Source organism: Hydrogenophaga sp. L99, from assembly GCF_058731905.1.
Map to the genome: position 1 here is coordinate 2,496,036 of NZ_CM178972.1, position 15,306 is coordinate 2,511,341.

General features: G+C 61.0%; 16 protein-coding genes. 3 read left to right on the forward strand and 13 right to left on the reverse strand.

The annotated features are described in order from the left end of the window. Positions 1-66: 66 nt before the first annotated feature. From soxB to AC4QBL_RS11935, 10 genes are all read right to left on the reverse strand, one after another. Positions 67-1,791 (reverse strand): thiosulfohydrolase SoxB, encoded by a 1,725-nt coding sequence (gene soxB, locus AC4QBL_RS11890; RefSeq protein ID WP_472908127.1) that lies wholly within the window; start codon positions 1,789-1,791, stop codon positions 67-69. Positions 1,792-1,917: 126 nt separating this feature from the next. Then, positions 1,918-2,568, reverse strand: a complete 651-nt coding sequence (soxX, locus tag AC4QBL_RS11895) for a sulfur oxidation c-type cytochrome SoxX (RefSeq protein ID WP_472901950.1) — start codon at positions 2,566-2,568, stop codon at positions 1,918-1,920. 15 nt (positions 2,569-2,583) lie between these two features. After that, complete coding sequence (gene soxA / locus AC4QBL_RS11900; RefSeq protein ID WP_472901963.1) at positions 2,584-3,351, reverse strand: sulfur oxidation c-type cytochrome SoxA; 768 nt, start codon at positions 3,349-3,351, stop codon at positions 2,584-2,586. Between the two features lie 123 nt (positions 3,352-3,474). Beyond that, positions 3,475-3,786, reverse strand: coding sequence for a thiosulfate oxidation carrier complex protein SoxZ (gene soxZ / locus AC4QBL_RS11905; RefSeq protein ID WP_472901951.1), 312 nt, complete (start codon positions 3,784-3,786; stop codon positions 3,475-3,477). A 58-nt stretch (positions 3,787-3,844) separates the two neighbouring features. Beyond that, entirely contained in the window at positions 3,845-4,300 is a 456-nt protein-coding gene (soxY, locus tag AC4QBL_RS11910) for a thiosulfate oxidation carrier protein SoxY (protein WP_472901952.1), read from the reverse strand. Between the two features lie 34 nt (positions 4,301-4,334). After that, positions 4,335-4,673 (reverse strand): c-type cytochrome, encoded by a 339-nt coding sequence (locus AC4QBL_RS11915; RefSeq protein ID WP_472901953.1) that lies wholly within the window; start codon positions 4,671-4,673, stop codon positions 4,335-4,337. A 106-nt stretch (positions 4,674-4,779) separates the two neighbouring features. Further along, positions 4,780-5,868, reverse strand: a complete 1,089-nt coding sequence (locus AC4QBL_RS11920; RefSeq protein WP_472901954.1) for a c-type cytochrome — start codon at positions 5,866-5,868, stop codon at positions 4,780-4,782. Continuing rightward, positions 5,868-7,139, reverse strand: a complete 1,272-nt coding sequence (gene soxC / locus AC4QBL_RS11925) for a sulfite dehydrogenase (protein ID WP_472901964.1) — start codon at positions 7,137-7,139, stop codon at positions 5,868-5,870. Before soxC ends, AC4QBL_RS11920 begins: the two co-directional genes overlap by 1 nt. 64 nt (positions 7,140-7,203) lie before the next feature. Then, positions 7,204-7,620: an ArsR/SmtB family transcription factor gene (locus AC4QBL_RS11930; RefSeq protein ID WP_472901955.1), complete on the reverse strand. Its 417-nt coding sequence runs from the start codon at positions 7,618-7,620 to the stop codon at positions 7,204-7,206. 304 nt (positions 7,621-7,924) lie between these two features. Continuing rightward, entirely contained in the window at positions 7,925-8,962 is a 1,038-nt protein-coding gene (locus tag AC4QBL_RS11935) for an IS630 family transposase (RefSeq protein WP_472907607.1), read from the reverse strand. Between the two features lie 161 nt (positions 8,963-9,123). Between AC4QBL_RS11935 and AC4QBL_RS11940 the strand changes: the two genes are divergently transcribed. The 3 genes from AC4QBL_RS11940 to AC4QBL_RS11950 all read left to right on the forward strand — a co-directional run bounded on the left by AC4QBL_RS11940 (position 9,124) and on the right by AC4QBL_RS11950 (position 11,406). Continuing rightward, complete coding sequence (locus AC4QBL_RS11940; protein ID WP_472907771.1) at positions 9,124-9,426, forward strand: c-type cytochrome; 303 nt, start codon at positions 9,124-9,126, stop codon at positions 9,424-9,426. A gap of 11 nt (positions 9,427-9,437) precedes the next feature. Then, positions 9,438-10,718, forward strand: coding sequence for an FCSD flavin-binding domain-containing protein (locus tag AC4QBL_RS11945; RefSeq protein WP_472907772.1), 1,281 nt, complete (start codon positions 9,438-9,440; stop codon positions 10,716-10,718). 73 nt (positions 10,719-10,791) lie between these two features. Further along, positions 10,792-11,406, forward strand: a complete 615-nt coding sequence (locus AC4QBL_RS11950) for a c-type cytochrome (protein ID WP_472901958.1) — start codon at positions 10,792-10,794, stop codon at positions 11,404-11,406. Between the two features lie 456 nt (positions 11,407-11,862). Here AC4QBL_RS11950 and fba read toward each other — a convergent pair whose 3' ends face one another. The 3 genes from fba to gap all read right to left on the reverse strand — a co-directional run bounded on the left by fba (position 11,863) and on the right by gap (position 15,287). Beyond that, positions 11,863-12,930: a class II fructose-bisphosphate aldolase gene (gene fba, locus AC4QBL_RS11955; RefSeq protein WP_472901959.1), complete on the reverse strand. Its 1,068-nt coding sequence runs from the start codon at positions 12,928-12,930 to the stop codon at positions 11,863-11,865. A 154-nt stretch (positions 12,931-13,084) separates the two neighbouring features. Then, entirely contained in the window at positions 13,085-14,278 is a 1,194-nt protein-coding gene (locus AC4QBL_RS11960) for a phosphoglycerate kinase (RefSeq protein WP_472907773.1), read from the reverse strand. Between the two features lie 10 nt (positions 14,279-14,288). Then, entirely contained in the window at positions 14,289-15,287 is a 999-nt protein-coding gene (gene gap / locus AC4QBL_RS11965) for a type I glyceraldehyde-3-phosphate dehydrogenase (RefSeq protein WP_472907774.1), read from the reverse strand. Positions 15,288-15,306: the final 19 nt, after the last annotated feature.

Here is a 15,306-nt window from a genome sequence, read left to right on the forward strand (position 1 = left end):
GTTCCACAGACAAAAAAGCCCCCAGGCCGGTGCGGCTGGCGGCTTCGTTTGGCGGAGCGGACCGGATCAGGCAGCGATACCCGGGTTGCCTTCCATGCCGATGATGGTGGGCGTGTTGATCTTGACGCCTTTGATCACCTTCTTGTCGCGCAGATAACCCGAAACGAGATCCCAGATGGGCTCGCCCTGCACGCCTTCTTGCACCGAGGCCCAACCGGCCACTTTGTACTTTTTGTCGGCGTCAATGGGCTTGCCTTTGAGCGTCATGTTGTTGATGCGCTTGCCGGCCGCCGCACCCGGGGTACAGCTGTACTGCATGCCGCCGATGCGCACCATGTCGCCGCCCTGCTGGTAGTACGGGTCAGGGTTGAACAGGTTGTCTGCCACATCTTCCAGAATTTCCTTGATCTGGGTGCCGGTGAATTCGTTGAGCGTGGTGGCCGGGTAGGTCAGCGCCATCTGGTCCATCATGCGCTCGTAGGTGATCACGTCACCAGGCAGCAGCGATGTGCCCCAACGCACGCCAGGCGAGAACGACATGTCAGCACCCTTGACGTCCATCAGCGCATCACAAATAACCTGATCCCACGAGCCGTTGAAGTTGCCGCGGCGGTACAACAGGTCTTCGGTAACGGCGAGCTTTTCTTCCAGCTTTTCTTTGTAAGGCGCGCGCACCTTGTCGATGTGGGCCTGCATCTCTTTGTCTGCCGGAAGCAGGTTCGAGAACACGGGCAGCAACTTGTAGCGAAAGTCTTGTACCTTGCCACCGCGCACGTCGAAGTCGAGCACGCCCAGAAACTTGCTGTTGGAGCCGGCGTTGGTCACCAGGGTCTGGCCACCGCTGTTTTTCACGATCACGGGGGCGGGCATGCCGTCGTGGGTGTGGCCGCCCAGCACGGCGTCGATGCCCCGCACGCGCGAAGCCATCTTGATGTCCACGTCCATGCCGTTGTGCGACAGCACGACCACTACCTGCGCGCCTTTGGAGCGCGCCTCGTCCACCATCTTCTGCATGTGCTCGTCCTGGATGCCGAACGACCAGTCAGGCACCATGTGGCGCGGGTTGGCAATGGGGGTGTAGGGGAACGCCTGACCAATCACGGCCAGCTTCACGCCGTTCATTTCGCGCATGGAATACGGCGCAAACACCTGGTCGCCGAAATCGGACGTCTGGACGTTTTGCGCCAGGAAGTCGATGTGACCTTTGAAGTCTTTTTCGACAATCTCTTGAACCCGTTTGGCACCAAAGGTGAATTCCCAGTGGGGCGTCATCATGTTCACGCCCAGCAGCTTGCACGCGTCAACCATGTCCTGACCGTTGGTCCACAGCGAAGTGGCACTGCCCTGCCAGGTGTCGCCACCGTCGAGCAGCAAGGCATGGGGGCGGCTGGCTTTGATCTGCTTAACCAGCGTGGCCAAGTGGGCGAAACCACCCACCTTGCCAAAGGTCTTGGCGGCTTGCGAGAAGTTCAGGTAGGTGAACGCGTGCGCTTCGGCCGTGTTGGGCTTGAAGCCGTAATGCTTGAGCAAGCCCTCACCCACGATGTGCGGCGGGCGACCCAGCGCCTCGGCCACCCCCAGATTCACATTGGGTTCGCGAAAATAGATGGGCTGCAACTGAGCGTGGCAGTCGGTGAAGTGCAAGAAGCTGACATTGCCGAATTTGGGCACGTCGTACAAACGCTCGCCCGCGCCGGGCGCGGCAGCCAGCACGTCTTTTTGGCCGATGGCCATACCGGTCGCACTGGCCACGGCGAGCACCTGCATGAATTCACGACGACTGAAGCTCATAAACATTCCTTAACAATTGATTACTGATATTTGCACCAAATTTTTAGTCGAAATGCCCGACCAACCGAAGCTGGCCGGGACATGCGCGCAGGTCAGGCGTCCTGTGCGCAAAGCCACATCACATGATCACTTGTTGACCGGTGAAGCGGGATCCAGCAGGAGCGCCATTACGTCCTGAATCTGCTTTTCGTTCAAGATACCCATGTGGCCGGCACGCGGCATTTGTGAGCAGGCGTTGTAGGCACGGGCGTTCCAAAGTTTGCCCCAGGTGTATTCGACAATAGCCTTGGAGGCCGCGGCGTTCGGATCGGTCACGCCGCGCAGCTTGCCATAGTTGTACAGACTGGGGCCAAGATTGCCGAAGGAAATTTCTTCCTTGCCGATCATGTGGCAGTTGTAGCAGTTGCCGCCGTTGGCCGAACCCGCAGCATCGCTCCACGTCAAACCGCGACCGCTCTGGGCAATTTTTTCGCCCTCTTTCCAGTCGCCGAGAAACTTGCCGTCGCTGGGCCACTTCACGGTCTTGAGGTTGGCTTCTTCGATGGCCTTGGCCACCTTTTCGTCCAGCGGTTTGCCCGCGACATCGGCAGCGCTGCACTCGCGATTGGCGTCGTCTTGCTGCAGGCGGTCGAGCTTGGCAATGCCACGGTCCTGGAACGACGCTTTCACCACATCGGCGGTCATTTTGTCGTAGTCAGCACCTGAGGGCGACGATGTACAACCCGCGAGCACCAGGGCGGCCAAAGGGATGAGTGCGAATTTCATGGTGGTTTTCATGTCGGTGTCTCCTGATCAGCGCTTGATGGCCGGCACGATGGATTCGGCGGTCTTGGCATTGACGCCCATGTACACACCCAACGCGATGGTGGCGTCGCTGCCGAACTTGGGCTCGGGGAAGCGCTGCTGGCGGTAGCAGTCGTTCAAACGCAACTGCATGCCCCACATCTGCGAATTCGACACGCGGTAAGCGGGCCAAGCGGCAAAACCAACCCCATCTCCGGGATTCTTGGTCAGGTTGGGCAGGTCTTGCAGACGGATACGACCGCCATCAACGCCATGGCAGGACGAGCAAGCGAAATCGTGCGGACCGCCGCGTGCGAAGAACAGGCGCTTGCCCACCTCGTACATGTTTTTCTCTTGTTCATGCGCCTGCGGCAGGTTGAAACGCATGCCCTTGGAAGCGGTCGCCACATAGGTGGCCAACGCCGTCACGTTGGCCATTTCACCGCGGCCAAAAGGCGTCTTGGCAATTTCGGCCGCATTGAATCCCTGCAAGGTTTCCATGCAGGTGATCAAACGGGTTTCCAGGTCCTGCACCCGGCCCGTGTCTTTGAAATAACGGGGCAATTCAACGAAAGCACCAGCGATCACGCCGGGGCCTTTGCCCAGATCGCATTGCTCCAGCGAAACATTCTTCGGGCCACGCTTTTGCTTCCAGAGCTCTTCGCCCTTCATCTCAAACAGCTCGGCAGGGTTGCCGTCGGCCAGCATTTCACGGTATTTGGCGATGCCCTCAGCGGCAGTGCCCTGTGCGTGTGCAGCAGACAGTCCGACGGACATGACGGCAGACAGCAAAAGCAGGCGTTTGGCCACGGATTTCTTCATCTGGAGTCTCCTTCTTTTTGCATTGAAAAATCAAAAACGGCCAGACTTCGCAGGCTGGCCGTTTGCACCATGCACCAATCAGGCGATAGCGGCTTCGTCGGTGCGGGTTTCACCCTTGCTGTCGGTCCACTTCACCACGACCTTGTCACCCTTGGCGCCGCCCTTGAACTTGAAGGACAGGAAGGGGTTTTGCGACACAGAGCCGCTGAACATGGCCTTCAGCACGGTCTTGCCGGCGCTGGTGGCTTCCACGTCTTTGATGAAGTGGGCGGGGATGGTAGCGCCGGACGCGTCTTTGCGGGTACCGGGTTCCATGGGGTGGGACATGAGCACACGAACGGTGGTTTCGTCGCCAGCGAGGGCGGCACGGATGCGCATCGGATCTGCCATGATGGACTCCTAAGTTTTCAATGAAAGGTTTGTACGGTGACTTGGTTGATGGGGGCGATCAGCCGCCGCAGCCACCCAGGGTCACTTTGGTTTCTTTGCTGGCCGAGAACAGCTTGCCATCGGCCTTCACCACGGCGATCACGTTGGTGCTCTGACCCATCTTCAGACGGGTCTGAACGTCAGCCGCGGTACCCGCAGGGATCATGAAGCCAGCCGACAGCGGGGTTGGGTTCTTCTCGACGATGAGGTACATCTCGGTGGTGTTGGGCAGCTTGCTGGTGGCGCCCACGGGCACCACAGCGCCGTTTTCAGCGATGTCGGGGGACACCACAGAAACCTGGTCGCTGGTGGCGGCGGTGCCACCGATGGCTTTGAGCGCATCTTCCAGGGTCTTGACCTGGAAACTGGCGTGGTCCACAGCGGCCTGGGCCTGGCTCTGGGTGATGATGCCCAGCGACACCAGTGTGGCGAACGCCCCGGTGGTCTTGAGGGCGACACGGCGTGATTTGTTCATGTTGAGCTCCTGGTAAAAGAAAAATGTGAAAAGTTTACTTGTCGGGGGCACCGGCAAGAATCCAGGCGGCGAGCAGTTTCAACTCGTCGTCTTTCAGATTGGGTTGCGCAGGCATGGGGACAGGACCGTACATGCCGGAGCCGCCCGACTTGATGCGTGCAGCCACCTTGGCTTCGGCATCGGCCTGACCCTTGTGCTTGGCCGCCACGTCTTTGTAAGACGGACCGACCAGCTTCTTGTCCACCGCATGGCAAGCCAGGCAAGCGCTCTTGGATGCGAGCGCCTTGGCGGCAGCGGCGTCCATCGCGTAGGCTCCGGACATGGCCAGCAACGTAGTTATAGCGAAAGCAAGTTGTTTCGTCATCATTTTCATAGCTTAAGGTCTCCTTGACTTAAAGAAGTTGGGGTTTACGAGTAAATGCTGATATTAAGATGCACCAGCGGATCAACGGTTCCTGAGAAGATGTTCTTGCCCCCCCTTATTTCGCACCTGCAGCGATCCACTGCGCAATGGCTTTGGCTTCGGCATCCTTCAGCTGCGGTTGAGCCGGCATCGGGACAGCACCGTACACGCCTGAACCACCGTTCTTGATCTTGTCGATCAAATAAGCTTCAACATCTGCGCGACCTTTGTGCTTGGCGGCGATTTCATTGAAGCCGGGACCCACCACCTTGCTCTTCATGCCATGGCACGCCGTGCAACTGTTGGCATTCAGCAAAACCTTGGGGTCGCTGCCGCCTGCGGTTGGTGCCGCAGCCACCACCGGTGCGGGCAAGGCAGAAGAACCGACGGGGCCTTTGGGAGCAGGCTTCGTCGTGTCGGCGCCACGCACGGGACCAATGATGCGGTTTTGCTCGGCAATGTTGCCGTGCGCGTCGCGGGCAAAGTCGGGCAAGGAGGATCGGATGGTCGTTTCAACCGGGCAGTCCTTCATGCACGCCACATTTTTCACATCGCCCTTGCCGTTGACTTTCCACAGCGGCTCGTAGAACACCATGCCATTGCGGTTGGGCATGCGCTTTTGCACCTCGGCAATGTTCTTGTCGGTGAGGGTGAAGTCGGTCGGCACGATTTCAGCCAGGCTCAGAATATAGGCCGTCACGCCGTACACCTCGTCGGTGGTCAGCGTCTTGGGCGCATTCCAGGGCATGGCGCGGTTGATGTAATCCCAGATGGTGGAGAGCGTGGCCACCTTCATGAGCGTGGTCTTCTGGGGGAAGCTGCCGCCCTCCTCCAGGTTTTTCACACGGCCACGCTCAATGTCGGCCTTGGTGGTACCGCCCACGATAGGGGTGAACACTTCGTTGGACTCACCAAAGCTGCCGTGACAAGAGGCGCATTTGGCCTCCCACACTTCTTCGCCTTTGGCAACGCTGCCAGCGCCAGCAGGCAAACCCTTGAAGTCGGGACGCACATCGATGTCCCAGGCTTTCACCTCGGCGGGAGTGGCGTCGCGGCCAATGTTGTGCCAAGGCTGGGTCTGGGCCACGGCAGCACCGGAGCCCAACAAGGCCAGGGCCAGGGTCACGACCGCAGCGGGAGTGGAAATTTTGAATGAGGATTTCATCAGAACACCTGCACGTTGGAGACTTCACCGTTCTCAGACACTTTCCAGGACTGAATGGCGTTTTGGTGGTACACGGACTTGGTGCCCCGCACGGCACGCAGCTGGTTGATCTTGGGCTGCACGTAGCCGGTGCTATCGATCGCACGGCTCTGCAAAATGGCTGGCTTGCCATCCCACACCCAGTCAATGTTGAAACGGGTCAGGGCTTTCGGCAGCACGGGCCCTTCCATGCGCGCGGTGCGCCAGTTGCGTCCACCGTCCACGCTCACGTCCACCCGCTTGATGGCACCACGGCCCGACCAGGCCAAACCCGTGATGTTGTAGAAACCCTTGTCCAACAGCGTCTGGCTGCCCGACGGTGTGGTGATGACGGACTTGCACTCCTGAATGCCGGTGTACTGGCGGTGCGTGCCATCGGGCATGTGGTCGATGTAGTGAACCGCCTCGTCTTTCGTGGCGTACTTCATATCGCCCACCTCGATGCGGCGCAGGTACTTGACCCAGCTCACGCCTTGCACACCAGGCACCACCAGACGCAGGGGATAGCCGTTTTCGGGGCGCAGCATTTCACCATTCATCGCCCAGGCCACCAGGCAGTCGTCCATGGCCTGATCGATGGCGATCGTGCGGGTCATGGAGGAGCCATCGGCACCCTCGGCCAGCACGTACTTGCCATTCTTTTTGTCGTAGCCACACATTTCCAGCAGCGTCGACAGCAGCACGCCGGTGAATTCCGAGCAGCTGACCATGCCGTGCGTGTACTGCACCGAAGGCAGCGCCACGTTGCCCCACTCGGGTGCCGAGTTGGCGCCGCACTCAATGAAATGGATGCGCGACACGCTGGGCAGACGCATCAGGTCGTCCATGGTGAACACCCGTTCGCGCTTCACCAGGCCGTTGATCATCAAGCGGTGCTTGCTGGGGTCAATGTCCCACCAGCCCTGGTGGTGGCGCTCGAAGTGCAAACCACTGGGCGTGATGATGCCAAACAGACCCTGCAGCGGGGTAAAGCTGACCGAAGCCTGCGACACGCGGGTCAGACCCGGGCTTTCACGGCGCTGCAGGTTGCCCTCCCACTTGCTGGGCTTGCCATAGCCTTCCATGGCCACGGGCTGCCCCAGGCCCACGGTGTGCGCAGGCAGCTTCAAGATCGCTTCTTCGCCCTCGGCCGCCATGGCACGCGTCGTGGCGGTGGTGGTCGCGGCCACGCCAGCCCCCATGGCCAGGGCCTTGCCCATGAAACTGCGGCGCGCCTTGCGGGCCTCTTCCATTTTTTCGGCACTCAGGTGATTCTCAGGCGCGGGGAGGACGCGCCCAATGACTTCGCTCAGGTCTTTAGACACTTGCTTTTTCCTTCTGGTTGAGGGGGTTTGTGTGAGGAGCCCGGGCCGGCTGGCTTGGGCGGGGAGTCATGTCATCGACGAAATGGTTGAAGCTCTCGCGAGCGTTGGCCGCACTTTCAATGCGCCCAGCCACTTGCACCGACACCGCGCGGCACAATTCGACGTACATCGGGTCGGCCACTTTGTAAAAAATCTGGTTGCCATCGCGGCGACGCGACAACATGCCCGCCTGGTACATCAGGCCCAAGTGGCGCGAAGCGTTGGCCTGCGCCAGCCCGGTAGCCTTGAGGATGTCGTTCACGCAGCGCTCTTCCTGGCACAGCGCATGCAAGATGCGCAAGCGCGTGGGCTCGCCGAGCACGCTGAAATAGCGCGCCACAGACTCAAACACCTCATGCAGTTCATCCACCAGCGGTTCTCCGGTCAGGCTTTGTTTTGATCGTTAAAACTATATGATTGAATGCTGATATACCGATTAGTGTAAACCCGGATTCCCTCAAAAATCTGACAAACGGTGGTCACTGGCGCGGCGCAACAGCACGCACCGCAAGCAGCCGCAGCACCCCACACACCCAAAAGACGCCCATTCCAGCCGGCCGTTTTAAGCTGACTTCACACTGACGCGAGCGGCCCTGAACGCCCCTAATTCGCTAGGGTTTTCACGGGCTGGAGTCGCTGGGGGGCCGATGCTATTGATCCGGCCCTGTGAAGTCTTAAGCTGCATATCGAACGTGACGGTCCTGGAAGTAGCTCATGACGCGCTCGGGGTTTTGCTCCAGCATCGCCATGTGATCGTTGGCCGCATCGCGTAGCTTGGCCTTGGTTCGCACCGGCACGCGCTTGCCCATCTCCTGCTTCAAGTCCGCATTGAGCCGCTCCTCTGGGTTGAGCTGTGGGCTGTAGCTGGGCAGGTAGAACAACTCGATCTGGTCCTGCCGCTCAGCCACCCAAGCCTTCACCAGCTTGCTGTGGTGGACCCGCAGGTTGTCCAGAATCAGAAAGACTTTTTTACCCGCGTCCTTGATCAAAGCTTGTAGGAATTCGATGAGCTTCTCAGCATCGAAAGCCTCGTCAATGATCATCCACCGCGTCTTGCCCTGGTTGGTCACCGTGGCAATCATGGAGAGCTTTTGACGGGTGCCGCCCACGGCCATGGCCACCGGTGTTTTGCCCGCTGGCGCGAAGCTCCTGCCGCGCACATCGGTGTTGACCAAGGCCGTCTCGTCGCCCCAGTGAATCTCGGCCCCCTCGGCCCTGGCGCGCTGCTCAATGCCGGGGTACTCGCCCTCCAACCAAGCCTGCACGGCAGCAGGGCTTTGCTCGTAAGCGCGCTTGATGGGCTTTTGCGGTGTGAAGCCCCAGCGGGTGAGGTACTTGCCGATGCTGCGCACTTGCAGCTTGATGCCAAATTCCTGTTCGATGAGCTGACCCACTGCGGCCCGGCTCCACAAGCTGAAATCCATCTTGAGCTGCTCGGGGCGTTTGTCGATGATCAGGCGCTGGATGGTGTCTTCCTGCGCCTGACCGAGCACCCGGCCATCGCCTCTGGCTCGTCCACGAACAGCGGGACGTATCGCACCCCAGCCGCCAGCGTCAAACAGATCGATAGCCGTTCGCACTGTCGGGTAGCTCAGCCCCGTCATCGTGACGATCTGCATGATCTTGGTGCCTTGTCTGTACAGCCTCACGACCTGTTTGCGTCGTTCGTGAAGTTGCTCCAGTGTCTGACTTCTTGCGCTTTCTTTTTCCATGACACTCTGATCGCGAAAATCAGACAAAGTTCAGACTTTAACGGGCCTTATCTATAGCATCAAACATCTAAATATGCGGAATTACTGATGCTTATGGCAGTTGCAGGGGTCTGCTACAGTTTTAGACGGTGTTCAATCAAAACCAACCTCTGGAGATGACGATGGTCAAATCGATGAAGTGGCTGGCTGCGGGTGCTTTGTGCCTCGCCGCTGCGGGGGCGCAAGCCCAGGTCAACCAGGTCCGCGTCTGGGCAGCGGCATGTGCCAACTGCCATGGCACCGATGGGCGGGCGCTCCAGGGCATGGAGTCACTGGCGGGCAAAGACAAAGACGAACTGCTGCAGAAAATGCTGGACTTCAAGACCGGCAAGAAGCCCGCAACCATCATGCACCAGCTGTCCAAGGGCTACTCCGACGAACAACTCGGTCAGATCGCAGCTTACTTTGCTGCCCAGAAGAAATAAGGAGCCCCACCATGAAACGTCGTCAATTTGTACAAACGCTGGGCGCTGGCTCGGCTGTGGCTGGTCTGGGCTTGCTGGGCGGTTGCGCCGGTATGGGCGGCAGCAGCGCCAAGGTGGTGGTGGTGGGTGGCGGCTACGGTGGCGCCACCGCAGCGAAGTACGTCCGCATGTTTTCGGACTACGGCATCGACGTCACGCTGATCGAGCCCAACGAGGCCTTCATCTCCTGCCCCATCTCCAACCTGGTGATCCAGGGCAGCAAAACGATTGCAGAAATCACCACGCCCTACGACAACCTGACCAAGCGCCACGGCGTGAGGGTGGTGCGCGACATGGTGGCCAGCATCGACGCTGAAAAGCGCATGGTCAAACTCGCCAGTGGCGGTGAACTGCCCTACGACCGGCTCATCCTGTCGCCCGGCATCGACTTCATGTGGGACAGCCTGCCCGGCATGGCCAGCCAGGCCGCCAAAGACAAGGTGCTGCACGCCTGGAAAGCCGGCGCGCAAACCGTGGCCCTGCGCAAGCAGCTCGAAGCCATGCCCGACGGCGGCGTCTACGCCCTGTCCATTCCGCTGGCGCCCTACCGCTGCCCGCCCGGCCCCTACGAGCGCGCCTGCATGGTGGCCAACTACTTCAAGAAGGCCAAGCCCAAGAGCAAGGTTGTGATCTTCGACGCCAACGACGACATCCAGTCGAAGAAGGGTCTGTTCATGAAGGCCTGGAAGGACCACTACGACGGCATGATCGAGTACCGGCCCAAGCACAAGGTCACCGATGTGGACGCCGCCACCAACACGCTGAAGTTTGAGTTCAACGACGACTTCAAAGCCGCTGTGGCCAACGTGGTGCCCAACATGCGCGCCGGTGACATTGCCGTGAAGACCGGCCTGGCCACGGCCAACAACCGCTGGTGCGAAGTGGACTTCCTGACGTTTGAGTCCAAGGCCCACAAAAACATCCACGTGCTGGGCGACGCGATCCAGATCGCCCCGGGCATGCCCAAGTCCGGTCACATGGCCAACCAGCACGGCAAAACCTGCGCTGCGGCGGTGGTCTCGCTGCTGGCCGGCAAAGAAGCGCCGAGCATGCCTATTTATGCCAACACCTGCTACAGCTTCGTCACCGACGAAGACGTGGTCCACGTGGCCAGCGTGCACCGCTACGACGCGGAAAAGAAAACGATGCTGACGGTGCCCGGCTCGGGTGGTGTGTCGAGCGCGGCCAGTGAACTGGAAGGTCGGTACGCCCTCGCCTGGGCGCGCAACATCTGGGCTGACACACTGGCCTGATGAACTTCAAAGACGCCCCGTTGTCACAGCGGGGCGTTTTTTTCGCTTTCAAATATCAGTCTGAGGTTATGCAATGAAGGCCAATCGTCCTCTCCTCCTCTCCAGCATCGCCGCTGCAGCAGCGTTGTTGGCACCCACCAGCGCCTGGGCACAAGCCGACGAAGCCCGCGCCAAGAAGATTGCAGGCGGCTCCTGCTTTCTCTGCCACGGCGCACAGGGCGAGTCCACCAGCGAGGCTTTTCCACGGCTGGCTGGCCAGCACGCCGAGTACGTAGCCAAACAGCTTGAAGCCTTCAAGAGTGGCCAGCGCAAGAGCTCGGCCATGAACGAGATGGTGGCCAAGCTGACACCCGACGAAATGCTGGCGCTGGGCAAGTACTACGAAAAAATGAGCCTGCCGCGCGAAGAGGCCAAAGACCCCCAGCTGGCCGCCATGGGCCGCTACGTGTACCACAACGGCAACAAGTTCAGCGGTGTGCCAGCCTGCGTCAGCTGCCACGGCACGAACGCCGAGGGCGCCGCCAACCTGCCCCGCCTGGCCACCCAGTTTTCGGGCTACATCCACACGCAGCTGAAGTCGTTCAACAAACGCGACCGCACCAACGACAACGTGGTGATGCATGTGGTGGCGGAGAAGATGACGGAGCTGGAGATGGCAGCCGTCGCCGAGTACGTCAGCAGCAAGTAGAGATCCCCCCGCGCCGCCTGCGGCGTCACCCCCCAGGGGCGATGCGAGTGGCCTGGCATAGCCGGTTGGCACTGGCCCCACCCCCGTCGCTTGTTCGCTGCGCGTAACCTCTCCGCCCCTCAAGGGGCGATGCGTGCTGCCCGGCATAGCCGGTTCCACCGCATCCTGGGTTGGGGCATTTCACCCCGGAGGGGAAGCCCGATCCCGATCCAGAGCTTCGCCGTGTGGCCGGGCTGAGCAGCGCAGGGGCGAGCGGATCAGGGCGGGCGTTGTCTGAGCGCAGCGAGTTCAGCCCGACCCCGCTCGAACCGAGCAGCGCAAGGCACCGCGCAGCGGCCCGGACTTCGGCTCGCCTTTTCTTTGCTTACTTTCTTTTGGCGAAGCAAAAGAAAGTGAGTCGGCCGCCGGGCCGAGACCCGGCTCGCCACGAAAGAAAAAGATCCACGACAAAGAGGCTCAAGCGACCCGAGCCACCAACGCACCCGAGTCATACCGCTTCTGCATCGCCTCCAAGCTGTACACCTGCGTGATCTTCGACGCCATGCCCGCCGCACCAAACGCCTCGTAGCGCGCCGCACAAATCGCCTGCATCGCCTTGGTCGCTTCCTTGTAGAACTTGCGCGGGTCGAAGTTCTTGCGGTCTTCGGCCAAATGCCGCCGAATAGCCCCCGTGCTGGCCATGCGCAGGTCGGTGTCGATGTTGACCTTGCGTACGCCGTTCTTGATGCCTTCCACGATCTCTTCCACCGGCACGCCGTAGGTCACGCCCATGTCGCCGCCATACTGGTTGATGATGGAGAGCCAGTCTTCCGGCACGCTGCTGGAGCCGTGCATGACCAGGTGCACGTTGGGAATGCGCTGGTGGATTTCTTTCACGCGGTCGATGCGCAGCACCTTGCCGCTGGGCTTGCTGCTGAACTTGTAGGCGCCGTGGCTGGTGCCGATGGCGATGGCCAGCGCATCCACCTGGGTCTTGCTCACGAAGTCGGCGGCTTCATCGGGGTCGGTCAGCAGCATCGAGTGGTCCATTTCGCCTTCAGCGCCGTGGCCGTCTTCCTCGCCAGCCTTGCCGGTTTCCAGCGAACCCAGGCAGCCCAGTTCACCTTCCACCGATACACCGCAGGCGTGGGCCAGATCCACCACCTGCTTGGTGGTGTTGACGTTGTACTCGTAGCTCGACGGCGTCTTGCCGTCGGCCAGCAGACTGCCGTCCATCATCACCGAGCTGAAGCCCGACTGGATGGAGCGCGCACAAATGGCGGGCGTTGCGCCGTGATCCTGGTGCATGCAGACGGGGATGTGCGGGTACATCTCGATCGCGGCCGAAATCAGGTGGCGCAAAAACGGCTCGCCCGCGTAGGAGCGCGCACCGGCCGAACCCTGCAAGATGACCGGGCTGTTCACCGCGTCAGCCGCCTGCATGATGGCCTGCACCTGCTCCATGTTGTTGACGTTGAAGGCCGGCAGGCCGTAGTGGTGCTCCGCCGCGTGGTCGAGCAGCTGGCGAAGGGAAATGAGGGCCATGGTGTTTCCTTAAAAAATGGAGGGTGGGTGGTTCAGCGCGGAACGATCTGTAGCTTCAAAGCGGGGGAGTCCACCCAGGATGCCGCGGGTCCGGGTCTCCCGGCCCGCAGGCATCGCCCCCTGGGGGGGGTGACGCCGCAGGCGGCGCGGGGGGTTACGTCGATCTGCGCGCCAGCACCTCAAAAGCCGGCAGCGTCTTGCCTTCCAGCACTTCCAGGAACGCGCCACCGCCGGTGGAGATGTAGCCTACGTCCTTCTCAATGCCGTACTTGGCAATGGCCGCCAGCGTGTCACCACCGCCGGCGATGCTGAAGGCGCTGCTCTCGGCAATGGCTTGCGCAATGACCTTGGTGCCGTTCTCGAACGCGGCGAATTCGAACACGCCCACCGGGCCGTTCCAGACGATGGTGCCGGCCTTTTTCAGTTGATCGGCCAGCAGCGCTGCGGTCTCCGGGCCGATGTCCAGAATCAGGTCGTCGTCGGCCACGTCGGTGGCGGCTTTCACCGTGGCCACGGCGTCGGGGCTGAAGGTCTTGGCGGTCACCACGTCGGTGGGAATGGGCACGGCCGCGCCGCGCGCTTTCATGGCTTCGATCACGGCTTTGGCTTCACCGACCAGGTCGGGCTCGGCCAGGCTTTTGCCAATCTTCAAACCCGCCGCGAGCATGAAGGTGTTGGCAATGCCGCCACCCACAATCAGGCCGTCCACGTTTTTGGCCAGGGCTTGCAGGATGGTGAGCTTGGTGCTGACCTTGCTGCCGGCGACGATGGCGATCAGCGGGCGCTTCGGATTGGCCAAGGCTTTGCCGATGGCGTCCATCTCAGCCGCCAGCAGCGGACCAGCGCAGGCGATGGGCGCGGTTTCGGCGATGCCGTAGGTGGTACCTTCGGCGCGGTGCGAGGTGCCAAACGCGTCGTGCACAAAGATGTCGCACAAGGCGCCGAGTTTCTTGGCCAGCTCGGGGCTGTTTTTCTTCTCGCCTTTGTTCAGGCGGCAGTTTTCCAGCATCACCACTTCACCGGGGGCCACAGAGAAGTCGCCATCCACCCAGTTGGCCACCACGCGCACCGAGCGGCCCATGAGCTCGCCCAGGCGCGCGGCCACGGGGGTCAGGGAGTCTTCGGGTTTGAATTCGCCTTCGGTGGGCCGGCCCAGGTGGCTGGTGACCATGACGGCAGCACCCGCGTCCAGCGCCATCTGGATGGCGGGGATGCTGGCGCGGATGCGGGTGTCTTCGGTGATGCGGCCGGCGTCGTCTTGCGGCACGTTCAGGTCGGCGCGGATGAAGACGCGTTTGTCGCGCGCAAAACCACTGGCGCACACATCGCTGAATCTCAAAAACTTCATGCCGTGCTCCTTACGCGCCAACCACGCGCACCATTTCCAGGCACTTGTTGGAGTAACCCCACTCGTTGTCGTACCAAGCCACCACCTTCACAAAGGTGCTGTCCAGCGCGATACCGGCATCAGCGTCGAACACGCTGGTGCAGGTTTCGCCACGGAAATCGGTGGCCACCACTTTGTCGGTGGTGTAGGCCAGCACGCCCTTCAGGGCGCCTTCGCTCTGGGCCTTCATTTCGGCGCAGATTTCAGCGTAGGTGGCTTCGGTGTTCAGCTCCACGGTCAGGTCGATCACCGACACGTCGGACGTGGGCACGCGGAAAGACATGCCGGTGAGCTTTTTGTTCAGCTCGGGAATGACCACGCCCACGGCCTTGGCGGCACCGGTGCTGCTGGGGATGATGTTTTCCAAAATGCCGCGGCCACCGCGCCAGTCTTTGTTGCTCGGGCCGTCCACGGTCTTTTGCGTGGCAGTGGCTGCGTGCACGGTGGTCATCAGGCCGCGCTTGATGCCCCATTTGTCGTTCAGCACCTTGGCCACGGGGGCCAGGCAGTTGGTGGTGCAGCTGGCGTTGGAGATGATGGCCTGGCCGGCGTAGGTCTTGTCGTTCACGCCAAACACGAACATGGGGGTGTCGTCTTTGGAGGGCGCAGACAGGATGACTTTTTTGGCGCCCGCGTCCAGGTGTTTCTGGGCCGTGACCTTGTCCAGGAACAGGCCGGTGGACTCGATCACGATGTCGGCACCGACTTCGTTCCACTTCAGGTTGGCGGGGTCGCGCTCTTGCGTCAGGCGAATGGTCTTGCCGTTGACCACAATGTTGCCGCCTTCCACCTTGACGGTGCCCTTGAAGCGGCCGTGCACGCTGTCGTATTGCAGCATGTAGGCCAGGTAGTCGGGTTCCAGCAGGTCGTTGATGGCAACAACTTCGATGTCAGAAAAACTCTGGATCGCGCTGCGCAGCACGTTGCGCCCGATACGGCCAAAGCCGTTGATACCGATCTTGATGGTCATGGTGGAAGGTCTCCGGGAG